The organism is Streptomyces sp. NPDC045899 (assembly GCF_056431485.1).
The window spans coordinates 1-23,164 of sequence record NZ_JBWKKP010000037.1 but is presented as its reverse complement, the minus strand read 5'-3'; the positions used below and the strand labels follow the sequence as shown (position 1 = coordinate 23,164).

Annotated in this window: 21 protein-coding genes; 6 read left to right on the top strand and 15 right to left on the bottom strand. The window is 72.4% G+C overall.

All coding sequences use genetic code 11. The annotated features are described in order from the left end of the window. The first annotated feature begins 2 nt into the window (after positions 1–2). The gene (gene glxA / locus AC07FT_RS34040; RefSeq protein WP_479179960.1) at positions 3–1,991 is read left to right on the top strand and encodes a radical copper oxidase GlxA; all 1,989 of its coding nucleotides are present in this window, start codon (positions 3–5) and stop codon (positions 1,989–1,991) included. Between the two features lie 45 nt (positions 1,992–2,036). On the opposite strand, the gene AC07FT_RS34035 is transcribed toward glxA, so the two are convergent. The 4 genes from AC07FT_RS34035 to AC07FT_RS34020 form a co-directional block, all read right to left on the bottom strand. After that, a complete protein-coding gene (locus tag AC07FT_RS34035; RefSeq protein ID WP_479179959.1) occupies positions 2,037–3,104 on the bottom strand; it encodes a glycoside hydrolase family 6 protein in 1,068 nt (355 codons plus the stop codon). Between the two features lie 327 nt (positions 3,105–3,431). Next, on the bottom strand, positions 3,432–4,199 hold the full coding sequence (locus AC07FT_RS34030; protein ID WP_479179957.1) for a class F sortase: 768 nt from the start codon (positions 4,197–4,199) through the stop codon (positions 3,432–3,434). Further along, positions 4,199–4,759, bottom strand: coding sequence for a hypothetical protein (locus AC07FT_RS34025; RefSeq protein WP_471203017.1), 561 nt, complete (start codon positions 4,757–4,759; stop codon positions 4,199–4,201). The genes AC07FT_RS34030 and AC07FT_RS34025 overlap by 1 nt, the downstream gene beginning before the upstream one ends. A gap of 121 nt (positions 4,760–4,880) precedes the next feature. Continuing rightward, positions 4,881–5,663 (bottom strand): HAD-IIA family hydrolase, encoded by a 783-nt coding sequence (locus AC07FT_RS34020; protein WP_471203018.1) that lies wholly within the window; start codon positions 5,661–5,663, stop codon positions 4,881–4,883. 239 nt (positions 5,664–5,902) lie between these two features. Here AC07FT_RS34020 and AC07FT_RS34015 point away from each other — a divergent pair, with 239 nt between their 5' ends. Continuing rightward, positions 5,903–6,094, top strand: coding sequence for an antitoxin (locus AC07FT_RS34015; RefSeq protein WP_479179955.1), 192 nt, complete (start codon positions 5,903–5,905; stop codon positions 6,092–6,094). A gap of 24 nt (positions 6,095–6,118) precedes the next feature. Here the strand turns inward: AC07FT_RS34015 and AC07FT_RS34010 are convergent, their stop codons facing one another. Then, positions 6,119–7,945: a hypothetical protein gene (locus tag AC07FT_RS34010; protein WP_479179954.1), complete on the bottom strand. Its 1,827-nt coding sequence runs from the start codon at positions 7,943–7,945 to the stop codon at positions 6,119–6,121. A 155-nt stretch (positions 7,946–8,100) separates the two neighbouring features. Further along, a complete protein-coding gene (locus AC07FT_RS34005; RefSeq protein WP_479179952.1) occupies positions 8,101–9,204 on the bottom strand; it encodes an ROK family transcriptional regulator in 1,104 nt (367 codons plus the stop codon). Positions 9,205–9,260: 56 nt separating this feature from the next. Here AC07FT_RS34005 and AC07FT_RS34000 point away from each other — a divergent pair, with 56 nt between their 5' ends. Continuing rightward, a complete protein-coding gene (locus AC07FT_RS34000; protein WP_479179951.1) occupies positions 9,261–10,361 on the top strand; it encodes a Gfo/Idh/MocA family protein in 1,101 nt (366 codons plus the stop codon). Then, a complete protein-coding gene (locus tag AC07FT_RS33995; RefSeq protein WP_479179950.1) occupies positions 10,358–10,864 on the top strand; it encodes a heme-degrading domain-containing protein in 507 nt (168 codons plus the stop codon). The genes AC07FT_RS34000 and AC07FT_RS33995 overlap by 4 nt, the downstream gene beginning before the upstream one ends. Before the next feature lie 34 nt (positions 10,865–10,898). On the opposite strand, the gene AC07FT_RS33990 is transcribed toward AC07FT_RS33995, so the two are convergent. The 5 genes from AC07FT_RS33990 to AC07FT_RS33970 all read right to left on the bottom strand — a co-directional run bounded on the left by AC07FT_RS33990 (position 10,899) and on the right by AC07FT_RS33970 (position 15,283). Then, on the bottom strand, positions 10,899–11,768 hold the full coding sequence (locus tag AC07FT_RS33990) for a fumarylacetoacetate hydrolase family protein (protein ID WP_479179949.1): 870 nt from the start codon (positions 11,766–11,768) through the stop codon (positions 10,899–10,901). Positions 11,769–11,879: 111 nt separating this feature from the next. Continuing rightward, on the bottom strand, positions 11,880–12,548 hold the full coding sequence (locus AC07FT_RS33985) for a YidC/Oxa1 family membrane protein insertase (RefSeq protein WP_479179948.1): 669 nt from the start codon (positions 12,546–12,548) through the stop codon (positions 11,880–11,882). A gap of 121 nt (positions 12,549–12,669) precedes the next feature. After that, on the bottom strand, positions 12,670–12,996 hold the full coding sequence (locus AC07FT_RS33980) for a DUF6412 domain-containing protein (RefSeq protein WP_431776679.1): 327 nt from the start codon (positions 12,994–12,996) through the stop codon (positions 12,670–12,672). Between the two features lie 66 nt (positions 12,997–13,062). After that, positions 13,063–13,893: a class E sortase gene (locus AC07FT_RS33975; RefSeq protein ID WP_479179947.1), complete on the bottom strand. Its 831-nt coding sequence runs from the start codon at positions 13,891–13,893 to the stop codon at positions 13,063–13,065. 67 nt (positions 13,894–13,960) lie between these two features. Next, positions 13,961–15,283: a DUF445 domain-containing protein gene (locus AC07FT_RS33970; protein WP_479179946.1), complete on the bottom strand. Its 1,323-nt coding sequence runs from the start codon at positions 15,281–15,283 to the stop codon at positions 13,961–13,963. Positions 15,284–15,544: 261 nt separating this feature from the next. On the opposite strand from AC07FT_RS33970, the gene AC07FT_RS33965 reads away from it, so the two are divergent. Beyond that, the gene (locus AC07FT_RS33965) at positions 15,545–16,867 is read left to right on the top strand and encodes an SGNH/GDSL hydrolase family protein (protein WP_479179945.1); all 1,323 of its coding nucleotides are present in this window, start codon (positions 15,545–15,547) and stop codon (positions 16,865–16,867) included. 57 nt (positions 16,868–16,924) lie between these two features. On the opposite strand, the gene AC07FT_RS33960 is transcribed toward AC07FT_RS33965, so the two are convergent. The 4 genes from AC07FT_RS33960 to AC07FT_RS33945 all read right to left on the bottom strand — a co-directional run bounded on the left by AC07FT_RS33960 (position 16,925) and on the right by AC07FT_RS33945 (position 20,488). Then, positions 16,925–17,743 carry a DUF1707 SHOCT-like domain-containing protein gene (locus tag AC07FT_RS33960; RefSeq protein ID WP_479179943.1) on the bottom strand — a complete coding sequence of 273 codons (819 nt, stop codon included), beginning with the start codon at positions 17,741–17,743 and terminating at the stop codon, positions 16,925–16,927. A 38-nt stretch (positions 17,744–17,781) separates the two neighbouring features. Beyond that, entirely contained in the window at positions 17,782–18,849 is a 1,068-nt protein-coding gene (locus tag AC07FT_RS33955) for an ABC transporter ATP-binding protein (protein ID WP_479179941.1), read from the bottom strand. Positions 18,850–18,852: 3 nt separating this feature from the next. Then, positions 18,853–19,617: an ABC transporter permease gene (locus tag AC07FT_RS33950; RefSeq protein WP_479180007.1), complete on the bottom strand. Its 765-nt coding sequence runs from the start codon at positions 19,615–19,617 to the stop codon at positions 18,853–18,855. 70 nt (positions 19,618–19,687) lie between these two features. Then, positions 19,688–20,488, bottom strand: a complete 801-nt coding sequence (locus AC07FT_RS33945; RefSeq protein ID WP_479179940.1) for an ABC transporter permease — start codon at positions 20,486–20,488, stop codon at positions 19,688–19,690. Between the two features lie 261 nt (positions 20,489–20,749). Here AC07FT_RS33945 and AC07FT_RS33940 point away from each other — a divergent pair, with 261 nt between their 5' ends. Further along, positions 20,750–23,065, top strand: coding sequence for a transglycosylase domain-containing protein (locus tag AC07FT_RS33940; protein ID WP_479179939.1), 2,316 nt, complete (start codon positions 20,750–20,752; stop codon positions 23,063–23,065). Positions 23,066–23,164 lie beyond the last annotated feature (99 nt).

The following is a 23,164-nucleotide window of genomic DNA, read 5'->3' as shown; positions in this document are numbered from 1 at the left end:
AAGTGAAGTACCGACCGAGTCGCCGCACCCGCCGCTTCGGGATCGGTGCGGCGGCGATCATCGTGGTGGCCGGGATGAACGGCCCGGCCCTCTATCGCTTCAGCTCCGAGAAGTACCACGCCTACAAGATCAACCAGCCGGAGTACAAAGCCGAGAACGGCCACTGGGACGTGGTGAACGTCCCCGAGGAGTACCGCATCAACACCATCCACGCGGCATTGCTCCACACGGGGAAGGTGCTGCTGGTCGCGGGCTCCGGCAACAACGCCAAGAACTTCGCCGCCAAATCCTTCCGCAGTGTGCTGTGGGACCCGGAGAAGAACACCTACAAGAACATCCCGACCCCCAAGGACCTCTTCTGCGCCGGGCACACCCAGCTCCCGGACGGAAAATTGCTGGTGGCGGGCGGCACCCAGCGCTATGAGAAGCTCCGGGGCGATGTCGAGAAGGCGGGCGGACTGATGTTCGTCCACAACGAGAACCCGGACAAGCCCAAGACCTTCCCGGCCGGAACCCGCTTCACCGGCAAGGAGAGCGGCAGGACCTTCGAGTCCAAGGACCCGGTCCTGGTCCCGCGCGCCAAGAAGACCAAGAGCGCCAGGACCGGAAAGGTCAAGGTCTCCCCCAGTACCGCGCGGGTGTACGTCGAGGCGCTGCGGAAGGGCAAGAGGTACCAGACCGGCACCGAGGACAATTTCCGGATCGCCGGGCTCAAGGGCAAGGACAAGCGCAACTTCTACGGCATCGCGCAGAAGCTCTCGTTCGACAAGAAGGACTTCCAGGGAATCAAGGAAGCCTATGAGTTCGATCCGGTGGCCGAGCGCTACATCACGGTCGACCCCATGCACGAGGCCCGCTGGTACCCGACGCTGACCACCCTTCAGGACGGCCGGGTGCTCTCGGTCTCCGGACTGGATGAGATCGGTCAGGTCGTGCCGGGCAAGAACGAGATCTACAACCCGAAGACCAAGAAGTGGAAGTACCTCAAGAAGAAGCGGTTCTTCCCGACCTATCCGGCGCTCTTCCTCACCGACAAGGGCCGCATCTTCTACACCGGGTCCAACGCCGGGTACGGCCCCGACGACAAGGGCCGGGTCCCCGGGGTCTGGGACCTGAAGAGCAACAAGTTCGACGTGGTGCCGGGCATCAGTGACCCCGGACTGCTGGAGACCTCGATGTCGGTACTGCTGCCCCCGGCACAGGACCAGCGGTACATGGTCCTCGGCGGCGGCGGGGTCGGCGAGGACTCCCGGGCCACCGCCAAGACCCGGATCGTCGATCTGCACGCCGGCGATCCGCGCTTCAAGGACGGTCCGGACCTGTACGCCGAGGCCCGCTACCCCAGCAGTGTGGTCCTCCCCGATGACACCGTGCTGACCACCAACGGCTCGGGCGACTACCGCGGCCGCGGCGACAGCAACGTGCTCAAGGCCGAGATCTACGACCCGCGGACCAACACCTCGCGCTCGGTGGCCGACCCGCTGGTGGGCCGCAACTACCACTCCGGCGCGCTGCTGCTGCCGGACGGCCGGGTGATGACCTTCGGCTCGGACTCGCTCTTCAGCGACAAGGCCAACACCAAGCCCGGGACGTTCCAGCAGCAGATCGACATCTACACCCCGCCGTACCTCTACCGGGACTCCCGGCCGAAGCTCACCGACACCGGGCCCCGGACGGTCCGGCGCGGCGGTACGACGACGTACGCCACGTCCCGCCCATCGGCGATCAAGAAGGTGCGGCTGATCCGGCCCAGCTCCTTCACCCACGTCACCAATGTGGAGCAACGGTCGATCGCGGTGGACTTCGAGCGGAAGAAGGACGGCGTCACGGTCCGGCTGCCCAGGGAGTCCTCGCTGGTGCCGCCCGGCTGGTACATGCTCAACGCCGTCGACAAGGAGGGCACTCCGTCGCAGGCGGTCTGGGTGAAGGTGCCCGGTGGCAAGGCCGCCAAGGCCAAGGCGAAGAAGGGCGCCGGGGCCGGACGGGACTGAGCGGACCCGGTGGCGCCGTTCCGGCCGGAACGGCGCGACCGGCGCCTATACGGCGTTACGGACGAGGTCGAGCGCGTACCGCGGCCACCACTGTCCGGCCTTGGGGCCGCCCTTGCAGGTGCCGTCCGACTCGCCCGGACGCTTGATCCACAGATAGGCGTCGACCCGGTCGTCGCCGGTATCGGTGGTCGGGGACTCACCCAGCGCGCGGCCCGTGGGATTGCACCACGCCTGGTGGTCCTTCCCCGGAGCCGGTCCGTTCCCGTTCCGGCTGGTGTCGATCACGAACGGCTTGCCGCCGACCATCGCCGACAGCTTCTTGCCGTAGGCGATGTTCTCCTTCGTGGTCTGGTAGTTCGAGATGTTGAGCGCGAAGCCGTCGGCCTTGGCGATGCCCGCCCGCTTCAGCGGCTGCGCCATCCGGCGCGGATCGGTGATCCAGCGCGGGTTCCCGGCGTCCAGGTAGACCTTGGTGCGCGGCAGCCCCTTGAGCTTGTCGATCGCGCCCGTCAGCAGGTCGTACCGCTCCTCGTGGAACTTCTTGGGCGTACAGCCGTCCACCACGTGCGGCAGCGCGTCGGGCTCCAGGATGACGGTCGCGGAGCGGTTGCCGATCCCGCGGACCGCCTTGTCCAGCCAGGCGCGATAGGCGTTGCCGTCCGCGGCGCCGCCCTTGCTGTACTGCCCGCAGTCACGGTGCGGGATCTCGTAGAAGACCAGCAGCGCGCTGCGGTCGGCCGCGGCGGCGGCGTGGGTGAAACCGCTCGCCTGCCCCTCGGGGTCGTCCAGTCCGAGCCACTCCGCGACCGGCTGGTCGGCGATCTTCTCTATCAGCCGCGCCTGGCTCCGTTCGCCCTTCTTGCGGTACGCCGCGACCTGCTTGGCGGCGCTCCCGTCCGGGTTCACCCAGTACGGCACGGTGGCCTTGGGCCGCTGCCGGGACCGCTCGGCCGAGGCGGAACGGTCGCCGTCACCGCCGCCCGAGGAGCCGAAGCAGCCGGAGAGCGTCACCAGCGACAGCAGGGCTCCGGCCGTCGAGACGGCGCGGGTACGGCCACGACGGGCGCGAAGACGGGCAACGTGATGCCGACGGCGCGCGTAACTGCCGTACATCCACTCCCCCTTGGGTGCACGCTGCGAGGAACACGCCGTGGTCCCCCGGCGGGACAAGACCGGTCGAATCAATCCTTACACAACGCGCCGGAGGCTCGGGGGCGCATCGGCGACCCCGGCCCGCGTTTTCGCCCCGCCGCACTAAACGCCCCGCGGGAGGAACCGTGATGTGCCGTCATGCGTCCGCGGCAGCGTCACGGCTGGTCGAGCCCGCGCGGCGGAGCCGCATCCCGACCCGGCCCCCCGCCCCCGCGGGGTGCGACGGCCGGCCCTCGTCAGCGGGCCTGTGCGTGGCAGTTCTCACACCGGGCGGCGGGGAAGACCCCGTCAGCGTGAGCCGCCGCCCGCGGCGCCCACCGGATGCGCCGGCCGCCCGTCCGTACCCGTCAGATACGCGGAGACCACCACATTGGCGCTGTAGGACCGGGTCTCCGGGTCGAACCGGCCCCCGCAGGTGATCAGCCGCAGTTCTGCCCGGTCCCGGGTGTGCGCCCCGTACGCCCGCCGGGCGTCGAAGCGTTCATTGGGCATCAGCTCGACGCTCTCCACGGTGAACTCCGCCGTGGTGCCGTCGGTCCGCGCGATCCGCACGGCGGCCCCGCGCCGGAGGTCGCCCAGCCCGTGGAAGACCGCGGGCCTGGACCGGGTGTCGAGATGACCCACCAACAGGGCCGCGCCCGCGGAACCGGGTTCGGGGCCCGCGCGGTACCAGCCGACCGAACCGGCCCGGTCGTACGGCGGCGGCTTGAGCGCACCCTCGCGGTCCAGACCGCCGGCGACCACCGGCGCCCGGATCCCCGCCGCCTCGACCTCGACGCTCTTCGGGCGCGCGGACGGCATCGGGGCGTGTGCCGGGGGCAGCGGATGGGCGGGCGGGCGTCCGACGGCGGCCACATCGCCGGTCATCGGCACCGATCCCCCCGTCCCCTCCGTGGTGTCCCGGCCCCACATCCACAGGCCGAGCAGCAGCACCGCCCAGGCGACCCCCATGGCCAGCCGGCCGGCGCCGCGGAACCTCCGGGTCCCGCTCCCGCCGTCCTCGTCCCCGAGGCCGCCGCCCCGGCCGCTTCCCGTTCCGTATCCGTAGCCGTCCATCACGCTCGGCCCACCCTCGGACCGGAGGGACGGCGGCGGCGCCGGTGCACCGCGAGTCCGCCCACGACGAGCGCCGTACCGCCGGAGAGCGCCAGGCCGTACGCCTCCGCGCCGCCGAAGTCCTCGCGCATCCGCTCTCCGGCGGGCGCGCTGCCCCCGCCGCCCGCGTGTGCCGGGGCGATGGGCGAGGGCGGGCGCTCGACGGCGACGGACACCTTCTCCCGCGCGTCCGCGGCGCTCGCCGGGTCACCGCAGTCCACGGTGACCCGGTGGGCGCCGCTCGTCGCGGTGGAGCGGATCGTCGCCTCGCTGAACAGCCCGTCCCCCTCCGGCGTCAGCTCGGCGTCGTCGACGAACACCGCGGACGAGGCGGTGGCCGCCTTGCCGGGACAGCCGAAGGCGCGCACCTCCACCTCGGCACCGGGGGGAACGGCGAGCGGACCGACCCGGATCGTGGCGGAGCCGTCGTGCCGCTGACCGGCGAGGGCCGGAGCGGCGACGGAACAGAGAGTGACGGAGCCCAGAACGACGGAACAGAGAGTGAGGGCGGCTGAGCGCATGGTGAACCTCCTCCACTCACGAGGCTCACGCGCCCGGCCGGGACCCGCATCCGCTGCGGACCCCGACTGCGCCGAACGGGTCGCCCGGCGTTTTACGGAGATTCAGGCCGGTTCAGGGCATTCAGCGGATGCGATCGACCAGGTCGGCGATGGAGTCGACCACGCTGGACGGCCGGTAGGGGAACCGGTCGACCTCCTCGCCCTTGGTGACACCTGTGAGGACGAGGAAGGTCTCCATACCCGCCTCGAGACCGGCCCGCACATCGGTGTCCATCCGGTCGCCGATCATCGCGCTGGACTCGGAGTGCGCGCCGATCACGTTCAGCCCGGCCCGCATCATCAGCGGATTGGGCTTGCCGACGAAGTACGGCTCCTGGCCGGTCGCCCGGGTGATCAGCGCGGCCACCGACCCGGTGGCGGGCAGCGCGCCCTCGGCCGAGGGGCCGATCTCGTCGGGGTTGGTGGCGATGAACCGCGCACCGTCGTTGATCAGGCGGATGGCCTTGGTCAGCGACTCGAAGCTGTAGGTACGGGTCTCCCCGAGCACCACGTAGTCCGGCTCCACGTCGGTGAGGACGTAGCCGATGTCGTGCAGCGCGGTCGTCAGCCCCGCCTCACCGATGACATACGCGGTGCCGTCGGGCCGCTGCTCGTCCAGGAACTGGGCGGTGGCCAGCGCCGACGTCCAGATGTTGGCCACCGGCACCTCGAGCCCGATCCGGGCCAGCCGGGCCTGGAGGTCGCGCGGGGTGTAGATGGAGTTGTTGGTCAGCACGAGGAAGGGCGTACCGGTCTCCCGCAGCCGCTTGACGAAGGCGTCCGCACCCGGGACCGGTATCCCCTCGTGCATCAGCACGCCATCCATGTCGGTGAGCCATGACTCGATCGGCTTGCGCTCTGCCACTGGTTGCTCTCCGCTCGGTTTGACCACTGAGGGTCGGCACGGCCGCGGGGACCGGGCCGACCGGCTGGCGACGCCCTCAGCCTAACCGGGCAGGACAGCGGGGTAACCAGCCGCGTCACGGTGGGACCCGGCCGTCCAGCGCGACAGACCAGCACAGGTGTCTGATCCTGAGGAGGGGTGGCTTCCGCCCCGAGGGGTGGCTTTCGCCCCTGGACGAGCCGGACCGTAAGGAGACCGTCATGGGCATGATGGACAAGCTGAAGGGCGCGCTCGGCAAGCACCCGGACAAGACCCGGCAGGCCGCGCGCAAGGGGGCCGACACGGCGGACAAGAAGACCGGCGGCAAGTACTCGGACCAGATCCAGACCGGCTCGGACAAGCTCGACGACGAGCTGGGCCGCCGGGGCGAGGGGCCCCGGGGCCAGCAGTAACCGCCGTACCGCCGACGCCCGCTCTCACCTCTCCGTGCGGCGGGACTTCACCAGGAGGACGGTGCCACCGGTCAGGAGCGCGACGCTGAGCGCGCCGAGTCCCGCGAGCACGGCGCCGCGGCCCGTCTCGGCGAGCTCGGGCGGCCGGTGGTGGGACTGGTGGTCACCGTCCTCCTGTCCGCCCTTGTCATAACCCCCGTCATCGGCTCCGGTGTCGCCGGTTCCGGTGTCACCGGTGTCACCGGGGTCGGTGGTGCCGGGGTCTTCCAGACCGGGGTCCTCGGTGCCGGTTCCGGTGTCGCCGGTGTCACCGGGGTTGGGGTCGGTGGCGTCAGGGTCCTCGGTGGCCGGGTCTTCGAGGCCGGGGTCCTCGGTGCCGGTTCCGGTGTCGCCGGTGTCACCGGGCTCGGTGGCATCGGGATCCTCCAGGCCCGGGTCCGTCGTACCGGGGTCCTCGACTCCGGTGTCGGTCTCGGGATCGACGCTGACCCCGGTGTCCTCGTCGTCACCGGTGCCGTCCGTGCCCGCGTCCGTGCCGGAGTCCTCCGGCGTGGTCTCGGACGTGGTCCCGGTGTCGTCCCCGTTCTCCGTCCCGGTGTCCGTGCTGGGCGGCACCGGGGCGGGGCTCTCCTCCGCGGTCCCGCTGCCGCTGCCGCTGCCGGACGACGCGGACGGACTCGGGCTCGGGGCCGACGGCTTCACGCGGGGCGGGGTCAGCCCCCGGGTCGACGGCGCGCTCGGGGCGGCCGTGGCTTTGGTGTCGTCAGGGCTCGCGGTGGCGTCGGGATCCGCCGTGCCGCCGATGTCAGGCGTATCGCCGGTACCACCGGGATCCACCGTGCCGCCAGGGTCCGCCGTGCCACCGGTAACGCCGGGATCCGCCGTACCACCGGTGCCGCCGGTGCCGCCTGCGTCTCCCGTACCGCCGGTACCACCGGGGTCCACCTTGCCACCGGGGTCCACCTTGCCGCGGGGGTCTGCCGTGCCACCGGTGCCGCCAGGATCCGCCGTACCACCGGTACCGCCGGTGTCTCCCGTACCACCGGTACCGCCGGTGTCTCCCGTACCACCGGGATCCGCCGTACCTCCCGTACCACCGGGGTCCGTCTTGCCGTCGGTACCGCCCGGATCCTTGGGCAGTGTCGTGGCATCGGAGCCGGTGCCGTCCGTCCCGTCCGTCCCGTCCGTCCCGCCGGAGGCATCCGTGTCGCCGACGCTGAACTCGTAGTCGTTGGACTGCCCGACCCAGTCACCGTCGTCCTCGCGGCGCTGGACGGCGATGACGTTGGCTGTCACCTTCCCGCTCGACGCGGCAGCGCCGAAGCGGGTCCGCACCGGTACGTCCACGGTCTTGCCCGCGGGCACCGTGAAGCCGGCGAACTGGTCGTCGAAGACCCCGAGGTTCTCGTCCTGGTCCGTCGTCTCGAAGGAGACCGGCCGCCAGGTGCCGCCGTCGGCCGTCCGGTCCAGGAACTCGAAGCCGATGTCTTCGGGCCGCAGCGCGCGGGCCCGGTCGACGAGCACGGCGATGGGGTGGACGGCCCGGCAGCCGGTGTCCGTGGTGTTGCGCAGCTCCAGGTGCCAGGTGCGCCAGCCGCCGCCCCGCGCGTAGCGGTCCGGCCCGTCGTGGAGGCGGGCGGCGATCGGGAACTCCGCGCTGTCCTGGCTGCCGCAGACCGGCGCGGCCACCTCCGCGGCCCCGGGTCTGGTGTCCGCGCCGGTGCCGGATCTGGGCTCGGCCTCGGTGTCGGCAGCGTCCGCGTGGGGCGCGAGCCCGTACAGAGCCGGGACGAGCGCGATCGCGGCCGCCGGGAGGACGGCGCGCAGGGACAGTGCGGTGGAACGGCGCATGAGTGAACCTCTGGAGTCCTACGGCGTTTCCCCGAGCAGTCCGTTCCCTTCCACCTCCGCACGGCGACACACCGCGAAGGGCGCCGATTGCCCTCGTCTGGCGGTCACAACCCACACGATCGGCCCAGTCGGACCCGCCCCGGCTCGCCCCCGGATCAGCCGCGGGCGAAGAGCGGCGCGAGCACGAGTTCGGCCGCGCCCTCCACCACCGCGCGGTTGCCGCGCTCCACCACCTCCACCGGGACGATGGGACGGCTGGCCCGTACCGAGTCCTCGGCCAGCGTCGTGGAGACCCCACGGACGTACGGGGCGGGGTCGGCCAGCACCACCCGGCCGCCGAGCAGCACCCGGTCGATGTCGAGCAGCCGCACCAGATTGGCCGCGCCGACGCCGAGCAGCCGGGCCGCCACGGCCGTCTCGCCGCGCGCGACGGCGGCGAGGCACAGCGCCTCCAGACAGCCGTGGTTGCCGCAGCCGCAGCGCGGTCCGTCGAGCTGGATCACCTGGTGGCCGAACTCCCCCGCGTCCGTCCGCGCACCCCGGTAGACGCCTCCGCCGAGCACGAGCCCGGCGCCCAGACCGGTGCCCAGGTGGAGATAGGCGGAGGACTCGGCGGTCCCCAGGCCGAGCGCGGCGGCATTGGTGTCCTTGTCGAGTACGACGGGGATGCCGAGCCGCCGCTCCAGCGCGTCGCGCAGCCGGAAGCCCTCCCACTGGGGGAAGCCGGTGACCCGGTGCAGCACCCCGGAATCGTGGTCGAGCGGACCGGGCGCGGCGACGCCCACGCCGAGCAGCCCGCCGTCCGTGGCCAGCAGGTCACCGGCGTCCTCGATCAGCGCCCGGACCTGCGTCGAGGCGGCGGTCAGCGCGCGCTCGGCCCCCGCGCCGAAGTCGAAGTCGGCGGTCCGTACGGCCACCGGGGTGCCCGCGAGGTCGACGAGGACGGCCGTCAGCTCATCGCGGTCGAGGTGCAGCCCGATGGCGTGGCGGGCGCCGGGGACCAGCCGGAGCACGGTGCGCGGCTTGCCGCCCGTGGAAGGGCGGTGTCCGGCCTCGGCGGCCAGGCCCTCCGCCCTCAGCCGGGCGGTGATCTTGCTGACCGCCTGCGGAGTGAGGCCGGTGTGGGCGGCCAGCTCCAGTCGGCTGGCGCCGTCCTCGCCCGCGGCCCGCAGCAGACCGAGGACCAGCGCGGCATTGTGGCTGCGCAGGGCGGACAGATTGGCGCCGGGTCCGGCCGGCCCGGAGATGGAACCGTTCACCTTTCCATTGTGGCGCGCGCTTGCACTTTCGCAACAGCGTTGTCAAAGTGGCTGTCATGGACGACCACCACAACAGCGCCTTCCGCGTAGCACTGATCGGCTACGGCCTGGCGGGCTCCGTCTTCCACGCGCCCCTGATCGCCGCGACCGACGGTCTCGTCCTGGACACCGTCGTCACCTCCAGCGCCGAGCGGCAGCGGCAGGCGCGCGCCGAGTTCCCCGATGTCCGCCTGGTGGACTCCGCCGACGAGCTGTGGGGCCGCGCGGACGAGCTGGACCTGATCGTCATCGCCTCCCCGAACCGCACCCATGTGCCGCTCGCCCGCACGGCGCTCGAGGCGGGGCTGCCGGTCGTGGTGGACAAACCGCTCGCCGCGACCGCCGCCGAGGCGGAGGAGCTGGCCGCGCTCGCGGACGCGCGCGGGCTGCTGCTGAGCGTCTTCCAGAACCGCCGCTGGGACAACGACTTCCGTACCCTGCGGAAGCTGATCGCCGACGGCACGCTCGGCAGCGTCCAGCGCTTCGAGTCCCGCTTCGAGCGGTGGCGGCCGCAGCTCAAGGGCGGCTGGCGGGAGTCGGGCGACCCGGCCGAGGTCGGCGGACTCCTCTACGACCTGGGCAGCCATCTGGTCGACCAGGCGCTGACCCTCTTCGGCCCGGTGCTCTCCGTCTACGCCGAGGTGGATGTACGCCGTCCCGGGGCGCGGGCCGACGACGACACCTTCATCGCACTCACCCACGCCGACGGCGTCCGCTCCCACCTCTGGATGAGCGCCACCACGGCCCAACTCGGTCCGCGCTTCCGGGTGCTGGGCAGTGCGGCGGGCTATGTGAAGTACGGCCTCGACCCCCAGGAGGCCGCCCTCCGCGAGGGGCTGCGCCCCGGCGGTCCGGACGCCGGTCCCTGGGGCGCCGAACCGGAGAGCGCCTGGGGGCGGCTGGGCGCGGGAGAGTCACCGCTGACCGGGGGCGGCACCCCCGTCGCGACCCTGCCCGGCGCCTACCCGGCCTACTACGCGGGCGTGGCCGCCGCCCTGCGCGACGGCGGCCGTCCGCCGGTCACCGCCGCCGAGGCCGCGGCGGCCCTGCGCGTCCTGGAGGCGGCCCGGCTGTCGGACGCCGAGCACCGTACGGTCCATCTGGAGGGCACGGCATGAGCACACCGCAGACCCCCGGCCGACGGGCCGACGCCGACCGTGACCTGATCGCCCGGCTGGAGGAGCAGGAACGGCGGCTGCGGCTGCCCCGGCTGGACAACGACGACGCCTGGCGGCTCGGCTGTCTGATCGCCGACCTCGCCCGGGAGCGCGGCGCCGCCGTCACCATCACGGTGCGCCGCGCCGGACAGCGCCTCTTCCACCGCGCGCTGCCCGGCACCAGCGTGGACAACGACGCCTGGCTGGACCGCAAGTGCCGGGTGGTGGAGCGCTACGGCAACGCCTCGTACCTCGTCGGCGCCCGCTTCCGGGCCAAGGGCACCACCTTCGAGGAGTCGTCCCGGCTGGACCCGGACCGCTACGCGGCCCACGGCGGCGCCTTCCCGCTGCATGTGACCGGCACCGGGGTCATCGGCGCGGTCGCGGTCTCGGGCCTTCCGCAGGCGGAGGACCACGCACTGGTGGTGGAGGCGCTGGAGCGTCACCTGGCGGCCACGGCCTGACCGCCGGCTCCCCCACACCGCACCCGGCGGGGCGCTAGGCGTCCTTCAACTCCTGGCGCTGGCGCCCCAGTCCGTCGATCTCCAGCTCGACCACATCACCCGCACGCAGATACGGCTTGGGCTCGGGGTGGCCCAGGGCCACCCCCGCCGGGGTGCCGGTGTTGATGACGTCACCCGGGTAGAGGGTCATGAACTGACTCAGGTAGCGGACCACATGGGCCACCCCGAAGATCTGGTCGGCGGTGCTGCCGTTCTGCTTGAGCTCGCCGTTGACCCACAGCCGCAGCCCCAGGGCCTGCGGATCGGGAATCTCGTCGGCGGTCACCAGCCAGGGGCCCAGGGGGTTGAACGTCTCGCAGTTCTTGCCCTTGTCCCACTGGCCGCCGCGCTCGATCTGGAAGGCGCGCTCGGAGACGTCGTGGGCGATGGTGTAGCCCGCGACGGCAGCGAGGGCCGCCTCGTCGGAGTCGAGGTACCGCGCGGTACGGCCGATGACGACGGCGAGTTCGACCTCCCAGTCGGTCTTCACACTGCCACGCGGAACGAGCACGGTGTCCCGCGGGCCGACCACCGTGTCCGGGGCCTTCATGAAGACGATCGGCTCCCGGGGAAGGGCGGCGCCGGTCTCGGTCGCGTGGTCGTGGTAGTTCAGCCCGATGCAGACGACCTTGCCGATCCGGCCGAGCGGCGGGCCGGTCCGCACCCCGCCGTCGTCGATCGCGGGCAGCGCCGCGGCGCCCTCCGCCGACGCCGCCGCACGGATCCGGGCGAGGGCGGCGTCATCGGCGAGCAGGGCGCCGTCGATGTCCGGTACCAGGCCGGACAGATCGCGCAGAGTGCCCGAGGTGTCGTCCAGCAGTGCCGGGCGTTCCGCACCGGCCGGTCCCACACGCAGCAACTTCATCTCACGACTCCCGTCGTCGAAGGGACGAGTCCGGGGGACGGCCGGGTCGGATGATCCTCCAAGAGCGCTCTCCGGTCCGCAAGACCGTGTTCACAGACCGGACCGGGGGCGTCAGCTCGTGCCGCGGTGCAGCAGCGCCCGCTCCACCGCTGTCCAGGTCGTACTGGTCGCGAGGTACAGCCCCGCCGCCAGCGGGACCAGCGCCGCGGTGAGCACGGTTCCGAAGGACAGCAGCGGCAGCACCCGGGCCAGACCCGGCGCGCCGGGCACGGCGGTCCTGCGGGCGCGCCACCAGGTCCAGGTCGCCACCGCCGCGATCAGCGCGTAGAGGGACAGGTGGACCAGGCCCTGCGAACCGTCCGGCGCACCGTCCCACCGGTCGCCCAGCGGGGCGCCCGCCAGTGTGTGGTCCAGCAGGTCGCCGGCGCCGCTGCCGGTGGAGAAGACGTGGTACATGAGGAAGAAGACGGGGAGTTGGACGAGGGCCGGGAGGCAGCCCGCCATCGGCGAGGCGCCCTCCTCCGCCCGCAACTCGCCCAGGGCGCGCCGCAGCCGCTCGGGGTCGTCGCGGTGGCGGCGGCTCAGTTCGGCGAACCTCGGGGCGAGTCGGGCGCGCGCCTTCTCCCCGCGCACCGCGGCGCGGGTCAGCGGGTGGAGCGCGGCGCGGACGCAGAGGGTGAAGACCACGATCGCGGCGGCCGTGGCGGATGTCCCGAACAGCGGGTCGAGTCGGTCGGCGAGGGTGGACAGCAGACTGCCGAGGCAGGAGAAGAGGGACAAGGGAGAACTCCGCGGATCTCGTCGTGCCGGACGGCCGGATGGCCGGATGGGATGGATCGGCGTGACGAACCGCGCGGCTTGGCGGTACGGATGAGGGGGCGCCGGTGACGCCTTCGGACTCCTACGCCTGCGCGGCCGTCTGCGGACGACGGCCCGGCGCTCGCGGCCTCGGACGCCCCGAGGCGTCCGGGTCCCGCTGCGGAAGGAAGGCGGTACGCCGCTCACGGTCCCTGATCGCGGTGCGGATCCGGCCCGGCGGTGTGGGCACCCGGCCGTGGGAGGCCAGCAACACGCAGGTCAGCAGCGCGGCGGCGAGGGCGGCGGTGGCGGCCGTGGTGGCGGCGAACGCGACGGCGCTCACCAGACCGGTCTGGGTCAGCAGGGCCCCGGTCAGCAGGAACAGACACACCCCCAGGTGCATCCGCAGCCGCTCGAACCGGTGGGTCATCCCGCCGCTCCCCCTGTCCGTTCCCCGTTCGCCTTCCGTGCGGTCCAGTGTAGGCACCCGCGCGCACTACCCGGCCGCGCGCGGTACGGCCGTCTTCAGCCGCCCCCACACCACCAGCCGGTAGCGGGAGGTGAATTCGGGGGTGCAGGTGGTGAGGGTGAGGTAGTAGCCCGGTTCGGTGAAGCGCTGCCCCGGACGGGCCGAGCTGTACGGCACCTTCGCGGTCACCGTGCCGTCGCGGGGCGAGGTCCGCGGCAGGGTGCGCTCCACCACATAGGTGTAGCGGGCCGCCGCGGTGTCGATGCGCACCGTGTCCCCCCGGCGTACCTCGTCGAGCTGCCGGAACGGTTCGCCGTGGGTGTTGCGGTGCCCGGCGAGCGCGACGTTGCCCGCCTGTCCCGGCTGGGCGGTGCCCGGATAGTGGCCCACGTAGCCCCGGTTGAGCACGGCGGACCGGCTCACACCCTCGGCGACCGGGACCGTCAGCCCGATCCGCGGGATGCGCAGCACGGCGTAGGACTGGTCCCGCCCCGGGCCGCGGGCGGCCCCACCGGAGTCCTGCCCGGTGCGGGCGGCACCGGCGCGGTCGCGCTCCGGGCCCCGCCCGGACGGTCCCGGGCCCGCGGGGTCCGCGTCCGGCGCGGAGCCGTCCGGCCCCCGCGTACGCCACTCCCGCTCCAGGGCCGCCACCTCGCGCTGGGCGCCCTGCCGCGCCTGGCGGTTGGTCCACCACACCTGGTGGACGACGAAGAGCAGCATGACGACCCCCAGGGTGACCGCGAGCTCACCCCCAGTCCACAGCACCCGGGCGGCCGTCGTACGCCGCCCCCGGCCCCGCCCCGCGGTGCCCCGCCGTAACCGCCGCTGCCGCGGCCCCTGGCCTCGTTGACGTCGCACACCGGTCTCCCTCCGGGGAGGGGCACCATAGGGCCTGCCGGCCGCACCCGCCAGAGACGCGCGCCGGTCAACCGCCCAGTGCGCGCGAGACGGTGTAGATGACCAGTCCGGCGAGCGCGCCGACCACCGTGCCGTTGATCCGGATGAACTGGAGGTCGCGCCCGATATGGGCCTCGATCTTCCGTGAGGTGTGCTCGGCGTCCCACCCCGCCACCGTGTCGGTGATCAGCGAGGTGATCTCGTCCCGATAGGTCGTCACCACATAGACGGCGGCGTCTTCCAGCCAGCCGTCCACCTTGCCGCGCAGCCGGGTGTCCGTCACCATCCGGGTGCCCAGCGACAGAATGGCCTCCCGCGCCCGGCGCCGCAGTTCGCTGTGTTCGTCCTCGGCGGCCGCGACGATCATCGAACGTACCGACGCCCAGGCCGACGCGATCAGGTCCTGCACCTCGGGGCGGCCCAGCACCTCCCCCTTCAGCCGCTCGACCCGGGCCCGGGTGTCGGTGTGCGACCGGAGGTCCTGGGCGAAGTCGGTGAGGAAGCGGTCCACGGCGCCGCGCGCCGGATGGGCGGGCATGTCACGCATCTCACTCACGAAGCGCAGCAGTTCCCGGTAGACCCGCTCGCCCACCTTGCGGTCCACGAAGCGCGGCGTCCAGCCGGGGGCGCCGCCGGTCACCGCGTCCATCACCGACGTGTTGTGCTCGACCAGCCAGTCGTGGGCCCGCATGCAGACCAGGTCGACGGCGCGGTGGTGGCCGCCGTCCGCGACGATGTGCGAGAGCAGTTTGCCCAGGCCGGGCGCGATCTCCTGGGTGTCGGCCCGCCGGGTGATGGCCTCGCCCACCACCGCCTGTACATCGGAGTCCCGCAGCACCGTGAGCGCGCCGCGCAGCGCGGTGGCCAGTTCGTCCGTCACCCGGTCGGCGTGTGCGGGTTCGGCCAGCCAGGTGCCGAGCCGCCCGGCGATGCCGACGGAGCGCAGCCGTGTCCGCACCACGTCACCGGAGAGGAAGTTCTCCCCGACGAACTCGCCCAGGCTGGTTCCGAGCTGGTCCTTCTTGGTGGGGATGATGGCGGTGTGCGGGATGGGCAGCCCCATCGGCCGCCGGAACAGCGCGGTGACCGCGAACCAGTCGGCCAGCGCGCCGACCATGCCCGCCTCGGCGGCGGCCGCGACGTAGCCGGCCCAGCCTCCGGCCCCGGAGGACGCTGCCCATTTGGCGAGGGTGTACACCAGCGCGACGGCGACCAGCAGACCGGTGGCGAGCACCTTCATCCGCCGTACCCCGCGCCGTCGCTCCTCGTCGAGCGGGGTGTCGGCGGTCAGACCGCCCGGACCGCCGCGCGGCGGTCTGTGCGTCTTCTCACCCGCTGTTGTCCGGTCCATTGGCTCCACCCGGTCGCGCCGTCCCCTCATGCATTGTCTCTTTCCTGTTTCGGTCGCCCACTTGTGGAACGAACGGCGGGTTCCCGTCGTCTGTCAGGGGGAACATCCCTGCACACTTGGGGGCAGGCCGACGGGCGGAGCCACAGCCCGCCATGGGATCATGGGGGGACCACCCGGACCCATGCGGCGCTGCTGACACACTCGCAGTTCCCGTCCACGTATCGGAGCCTCGGGCTCCGTCGCCCGAGGAGACACCCGCCCATGAGCGTGCCACCTATGCCCCGACGCACGGGCTACACCGTGCTCGCTGCGCTGGCGGCCGTGGTGATCCTCGTCTCCACCGCGATATTCGTCGGGGTCGGCGGTGACGAGGACGACATGGACACCGGTGCGCGTACCCGCGGCTCAGCCGATCCGGCCTCGTCCGGCTCCTGGGTGGGCACCTGGTCCACCTCGGCGGCGGCGGCCGAGCCGAGGACCACTTTCCGTGGAATGTCCGGCATGTCGATACGGAACGTGATCCGTGCCAGCGTCGGCGGCAGCAGCGCCCGGATCCAGCTGTCGAACTTCTACAGCGCCCGGCCGCTGCGGATCACGCATGCCTCGGTGGCGCTGGCGGCAGCCCCCAGCAACCCGACCGCGGCGGCGGGCACGATGCGCCGCCTCACCTTCGGCAACCGCTCCTGGGTGACCATCCCGCCCGGCAAGGCGGCCACCAGCGACCCGGTCCGGCTCAACGTGCCGGACGCCGCGGACCTGCTGGTCACCACCTACGCCCCGGAGGCGTCCGGCTCGGTCACCTACCACCCGCACGCCCGCCAGACCTCGTACATGGCGCGCGGCGACCGCACGGAGGACACGGCGGGCGCGGCGTACACCGAGCAGAGCCCGTACTGGCGCTATCTGACCGGCGTGGACGTGTGGTCCAAGGAGGCACAGGGGTCGGTCGCCGTCATCGGTGACTCCATCACCGACGGCATCACCTCCACCGCCGGGGCCAACCGCCGCTGGACCGACTTCCTCGCCGAGCGGCTGCGCACCGAGCCCGGGGCGCCCCGGCTGGGCGTGCTCAATCAGGGCATCAGCGGCAACCGGGTGCTGAGCGACGGCACCCAGTACCCGCCCAACAACCCCAGCGGGCTCTCCCGGTTCCACCGCGACGTCCTCTCCCGCACCGGCGTCAAGGCCGTGATCATCGAGCTGGGCATCAACGACATACTCCGTATCCCGCACCAGACCGACCCGAACAAGATCGTGGCCGGGCTGAAGCGGATGACCGAGCAGGCGCACGCCCGGGGGCTGCGGGTGGTGGGCGCCACGCTGACGCCCTTCTACGGCCACCGCGGCTACACCCCGCGGCTGGACGCCGTACGCGAGCAGATCAACGCCCAGATCCGCGCCGGGAAGGTCTTCGACGAGGTCGTGGACTTCGACAAGGCGCTGCGCGATCCGGTCAGCCCGCTGCGGATGCGGCCCACCTTCGACTCGGGCGACCATCTGCACCCGAGCGACGCGGGCTACCGGGCGATGGCGCGGGCGCTGAACCTGGACCACCTGAAGGGCACCGCGGCAGCGGAGCTGTGAGACCGCCGGGGCCGCCGGGGGGGCGTACGGCGCCGCCCCGGCCGGACCTCGGTGGCATCAGTCCTGGGGCCGGCCGCTCCCGGGCGGTTCCTTCTCCAGGGACACCGCGCCCGCCGGTCCGGTCCCGGGGTCCGTACGCCGCTCCTGGCGCTCCTCCCGGCGCTCCCGCCGCTCGGCCCGCAGCAGCTCCTTGTTCTCCGCCCTGAGCCTGCGCCGCTCGGCCTTCAGCCGCCGCGCGTCCGTCTTGCGCAGCTTGCGCTCGACGCCGACCCCGCCGAAGACCGCCAGCCCGGTGACCGTCACCCGGGGCGCGCCCGGATCGCCGTCGCCCTCCCCGCTCTGGTCGAAGCCGCCCATGATGCCGACGCCGCCGACATGCGTCTCGACCTCCGGCGGGACGATGACCTGCACCCCGCCCATGAACGCGAAGCAGCGGATCACCATCTCCCGGCCCTCGAACCGCGCCTCGCGCAGATCGATCTCCCCGCCGCCCATGAGGGTGAAGGCGGTGAACCTGCGCGGTGCGGTCCAGGTGCCCTTGCGCTGGAAGCCGCCCATGATCGCGACGGCCACGCGGGAGGTGGGCGTGCCCCCGACCCGCCCGTCCCACTCCTCGCGGCGCTCGGGTGCGGAGAGCGCGCCGGTGCCGCCCGCGGGCACCGGGAGGTCCCGGACCAGCGGCTCCAACTGGGCGTGGGTGCGCGCCCGGAAGGCCGCGTCCAGGCGCTCCTCGAACTCCTCCATGTCCAGGCGGCCTTCGGCGACGGCTTCCCTGAGCGCCTCGGCGACGCGCTCACGCTCGGCATCGGAGGCCCGCATCTGGGAGGGGTCCGGAACGTCGGGGCCCTCCCCCTGGGAAGATCCAGCGCTTGTCATACGGACAGCGTAATGGGGCCCGGCCGGCGCGGGCGGTGTCATGTTCCGGTGGCTCCGGCCGCGTCCCCGGCGGTGTCGGCGACGGCACCGGGCACCGCACCGGGGCGCTCGCGCCGGGCGGACTCCAGCATCCGCGCGATGACGTCCTCGATGTCCGGCTCCCGCAGCGAGAGGTCCACCAGCGGATAGCCGTCGGCCACCGCGGCCACCACCGGCGCCGCGCTGCTCGTCGCCGGGAACGCCAGCCACTGGCGCGGCCCTTCGACCCGCACCGTCCGGGCGCCGGGGATCTCGATGGGCGCCATCTCCCGCTCCAGGTCGACCACCAGGGTGCGTTCGCTGTCGCCCACCGCGTGCAGCGCGTCCAGCCCGCCGTCGTGGACCAGACGGCCGTGGTCGATCACCATCACCCGGCGGCACAGCTGTTCGATGTCGGTCAGGTCATGGGTGGTGAGCAGCACGGTGGTGCCGCGCTCGGCGTTCAGGTCCCGCAGGAACTCCCGCACCTTGGCCTTGCTCACCACATCGAGCCCGATCGTCGGCTCGTCCAGGTACAGCACCTCCGGATCGTGCAGCAGCGCCGCCGCGATGTCCCCGCGCATCCGCTGGCCGAGTGAGAGCTGACGCACCGGCACCTCCAGCAGCGCGCCGAGGTTCAGCCGTTCCACACAGCGGTCCAGGTTCTCCCGGTACCGGGCGTCCGGGATCCGGTACATCCGCCGCACCAGGGCGTAGGAGTCCCGCAGCGGCAGGTCCCACCACAGGGTGGTGCGCTGGCCGAAGACCACGCCGATACGGCGGGCGAGCCGGGTCCGCTCCCGCGAGGGGTCGATCCCGGCGACCCTCAGCCGCCCTCCGCTGGGCAGCAGAATGCCCGTCAGCATCTTGATGGTGGTGGACTTCCCGGCACCGTTGGGCCCGATGTAGCCGACCATCTCCCCGGCCCGCACCCGGAAGCTGATGCCGTCCACGGCGCGCACCTGGCGCCGCTCCCGGCGCAGCAGTCCGGCGCGTCGGCGCACCTCGAAAACCTTCTCGACACCGTCCAGCTCGATCAGGGCCTCGCCGGAGCCGTCCGTGCCGCCCGGCCCGTCCGTCCTGTCCATCCCTCAGCTCCCCGTGCTCTGGTAGGCCCGCAGCCCCGCCCGCCAGGCCAGGCCCGCCACCGCCGCGCACCCCGCCGCGACCAGCGGTGCGGCGAACCCGATCCACCCGGGCAGGCCCAGCGGATCGGGGCGGCCCAGGATGTGCAGCGCGGGCAGCCAGTTGACGAAGGCCAGCGGAATGACGAAGGTGACGCCGCGCAGCAGCTCCTTGGCAAAGATCGTGGGCGGGTACTGCAGCAGTGTGTTCCCGCCGTAGGTCACCGAGTTCTGCACCTCGCTGGCGTCCGTGGCCCAGAACTGGAAGGCGCCGCCGAGGACGAACACCGACCCGAAGATGGCGCCGCCGCTCAGCAGCATCACCGGCACCAGCAGCACCCGGTCCAGCGTCCAGTCGATGTCCAGCCGGACCAGCGCCCAGCACAGCAGCGCCGCCCCCTGGGTGATCCGGCCGAGTCTGCGCAGCGCGAACCGGTCGGCGGCCACCTGGGCGAGGATCGGCACCGGCCGCACCAGCAGGGTGTCCATCGTGCCGTCGCGCACCCGCCGGCCGATCCGCTCCATATTGCCGAGCAGCAGGTCGGCGAGGCCGAAGGCGGTGCTGGTGGTGCCGTAGAGCAGGGCCACCTCGGGCAGGGTGAACCCGCCGAGGGTCCGGACGTGCGAGAACATCAGCGCGATGGCCACGAAGTCCAGCGCGGTCGCGGCGAGGTTCCCCAGCGTCATGATGAGGAACGAGGTGCGGTACGCCATCGTCGAGCGCACCCACATCCCCACGATCAGCCCGTAGGCGCGCACGCCCTGGATCAGCCGGGAGCCGTCCCCCCGGTCGGCGGTACGGTCACCCACCCTGGACCACCACCTTCCGGGTGGCGGCCGACTGGAGCAGTCGTCCGGCCGCGAACAGCACCGCCGCCCACGCGGTCTGGAAACCGAAGGCCCACAGCAGTCCGGTCCCCCGGTGCCGCTCCAGGAAGACATCGGCGGGCACCTGGAGGATCGCCGACCAGGGCAGCGCACGGGCCACTTCGCCGAGCCGCCCCGGGAAGACGTGCAGCGGCAGGATCATCCCGGAGAAGAACAGGCACAGCAGTCCGCTGAGCATCGTCAGCCCGGTGCCGTCGAGCAGCCAGAAGGCAGCCAGCGCCACCAGATAGCGCACCGCGAACCCCACGCACACCCCGAGCGTCACCGACACCAGGAACCACAGCCAGGTCAACGGTGCGGCGGGCAGGGTGAGCCGGAAGGCCAGCGCACCGAGGAGCAGCGGCACCACACCGCGGGCGAGCAGCTGGAACAGCGCACGCCCCAGGTCCCCCGCCAGCCACCACAGCTGGAGGTCGACCGGACGGTAGAGGTCCACGGCGATGTCACCGGAGCGGATGCGCTCCTGGAGCTCCTCCTGGAAGCCGCCGCCCATCAGCGCGGTGGCCGCGAGCAGCGCCTGCCCCAGCCAGACGAAGGTCAGCGCCTGGGCGAGGTCATAGCCGCCCAGGTGCGGGCGCTCGTCCCACAGCGCGGTGTAGGTGTACGCGAGGATGAAGCCGAAGACGGTGTTGGTGAACACCCCGGCCACGGTCGCGATCCGGTAGGTCGCGTAGCGCTTGAAGGCGCTCAGCGCGACGGCCGCGTACAGCCGCATCCGCCCGTTCCCCCCTCCGTGGCACCAAAGTTCAGGAGCCTAGTCCTGGCGCGGGAGAAGGGGCCATGGGTTTTTCACCGGAAGGTGTGAGGGAAATCATCCTTTCAGGCGGTCACAGACCCATCACGGGTGCGTGCCCGGGCCGCGGGCCGGAACGGATGATGCGACAGTGCTTTATGGGGCGTACGACGTGAATCGCCCAACCATGTACGATTCCGCCGCGGCGCAACCCTCGACGGCGGCCGAGGAGTCTCAGGAGACATGAGCGACGAGCCCCAGCTGATCGTCGGCGGCGCAGCCGGCACGGGTGGCCCGAGTGGCAGAGGCAGTAACGGCGGAATGTCCGGAAAGTCCCGTAAGGGACGAAAGGGTCGTCCCCGCCGGACCGGCTGGCGCCGTCTGATCCCCACGTGGCGGATGGTGCTGGGCGGCTTCCTGCTGATCGTCGCCCTGGTCGCGGGCGGACTCGTCACCGGCTACCTGCTCGTCGACATCCCCCCGGCCAACAAGGCCGCCATCGCCCAGAGCAATGTCTTCCTCTACTCCGACGGCAGTCCGCTGGCCCGCGAGGGCAAGGTCAACCGGGAGAACGTCCAGCTCAGCCAGGTGCCCAAGACCACCCAGCACGCGGTGCTGGCCGCCGAGGACCGGGACTTCTACTCCGAGTCGGCGATCAACCCCGTGGCGATGGTCCGGGCCGGCTGGAACACCGCCACCGGCAAGGGCAAGCAGTCCGGCTCCACCATCACCCAGCAGTACGTGAAGAACTACTACCTGGACCAGGAACAGACCGTCACCCGGAAGGCCAAGGAATTCTTCATCGCGATCAAGCTCGATCGCGAGGTGAGCAAGGACAAGATCCTCGAGGGCTACCTCAACACCAGCTACTTCGGGCGCAACGCCTACGGCATCCAGGCCGCCGCCCAGGCGTACTACGGCAAGGACATCGACCGGCTGGACACCGCCCAGAGCGCGTATCTGGCCACCCTGCTCAACGCCCCCAGCGCCTATGACGTCATCGCCCACCCGCAGAACAAGCGGCAGGCCGTGGCCCGCTGGAACTACGTCCTGGACGGCATGGTCAAGAAGGGCTGGCTGAGCCGGGCCGAGCGGCAGGAGATGACCTTCCCCGCGCCCACCGCGGCCCGCGCCGCCTCCGGTCTCTCCGGCCAGCGCGGCTATCTGATCGAGGCCGTCCAGGACTACCTCACCAGCAACGGGATCATCGACGAACAGACCCTGGCGCGCGGCGGTTACCGCATCACCACCACGATCGACCCCGACCGGCAGGACGCCTTCGCCGGGGCCGTGCGCGACCGCCTGATGAGCAGGCTCAGCAAGGACCGGAAGGTCGACTCCTACGTCCGCGCGGGCGGTGCCTCGATCGACCCCAAGACCGGTGAGGTGGTCGCCCTCTACGGCGGCATCGACTACACCAAGCAGTTCGTCAACAACGCCACCCGGCGCGACTACCAGGTGGGCTCCACCTTCAAGCCGTTCGTGTTCACCTCGGCGGTGCACCACGGGGCCACCACCCAGGACGGCCAGACGATCACGCCGGACACCCTCTACAACGGCGACAACAAGCGCGAGGTGATCGGCCGGGACGGCCCGACCGGCTACTCCCCCGCCAACGAGGACGATGTCGACTACGGCGACATCGACGTCACCTCGGCCACCGACAACTCGGTGAACTCGGTCTACGCGCAGATGGCCGAGGACGTCGGCCCGCGCAAGGTCAAGCAGACCGCGCTCGACCTCGGCATCCCCGAGAAGACCCCCGATCTGCACGCCTCCCCCTCCATCGCGCTGGGCCCGGCCACCGCCAGCGTGCTGGACATGACCGAGGCGTACGCGACCCTCGCCAACCATGGCAGGCACGGGCACTACGCCCTGGTGAAGGAGATCACCAAGGACGGTGCGCAGGTCGCACTGCCGTCCCGGGACACCCGCCAGGCCATTCCGCGGGTCGCCGCCGACACCACCACCCAGGTGCTCCAGAGCGTCGTCGACGGCGGCACCGGCACCGCGGCACAGGCCGCCGAGCGCCCGGCGGCGGGCAAGACCGGTACCGCGGAGGAGGACAAGGCGGCCTGGTTCGCGGGCTACACCCCGGACCTGGCGACCGTCGTGGCCGTGATGGGCCAGGACTCCAACACCGGGGTGCAGAAGCCGCTGTACGGGGCGACCGGATTGGACCGGATCAACGGCGGCGGCTATCCCGCCGAGATCTGGGCCGAGTACACCGGGAGCGCGCTGGAGGGGGAGGCCGCGACCGAGTTCGACCTGCGGCTGGAGGACGGCAGCGGCGCCCCGGACGATGTCCCGGCCACCCCGGACACCCCGACCAGCCCGCCGCCGGTGGTGACCACACCCCCGGACACCACGCCGCCGGACACCTCGGTCCCGGAGCTGCCCACCGACCTGCCGGACCTGCCCACCGACATCCCGACCTTCGACCCGCCCACCGGGCTGCCGACCGGTGAGCCACCGGTCGAGGACCCCGGCGGCGGCGAGGGCGACGAGGGCGGCGGCGAGGAGGATCCCGGCGGCGGCCAGGACGACGGCGGCGGCTGACGGACGCGGGGGGGGGGGGGGGGGGGGGGGGGGGGGGGGGGGGGGGGGGGGGGGGGGGGGGGGGGGGGGGGGGGGGGGGGGGGGGGGGGGGGGGGGGGG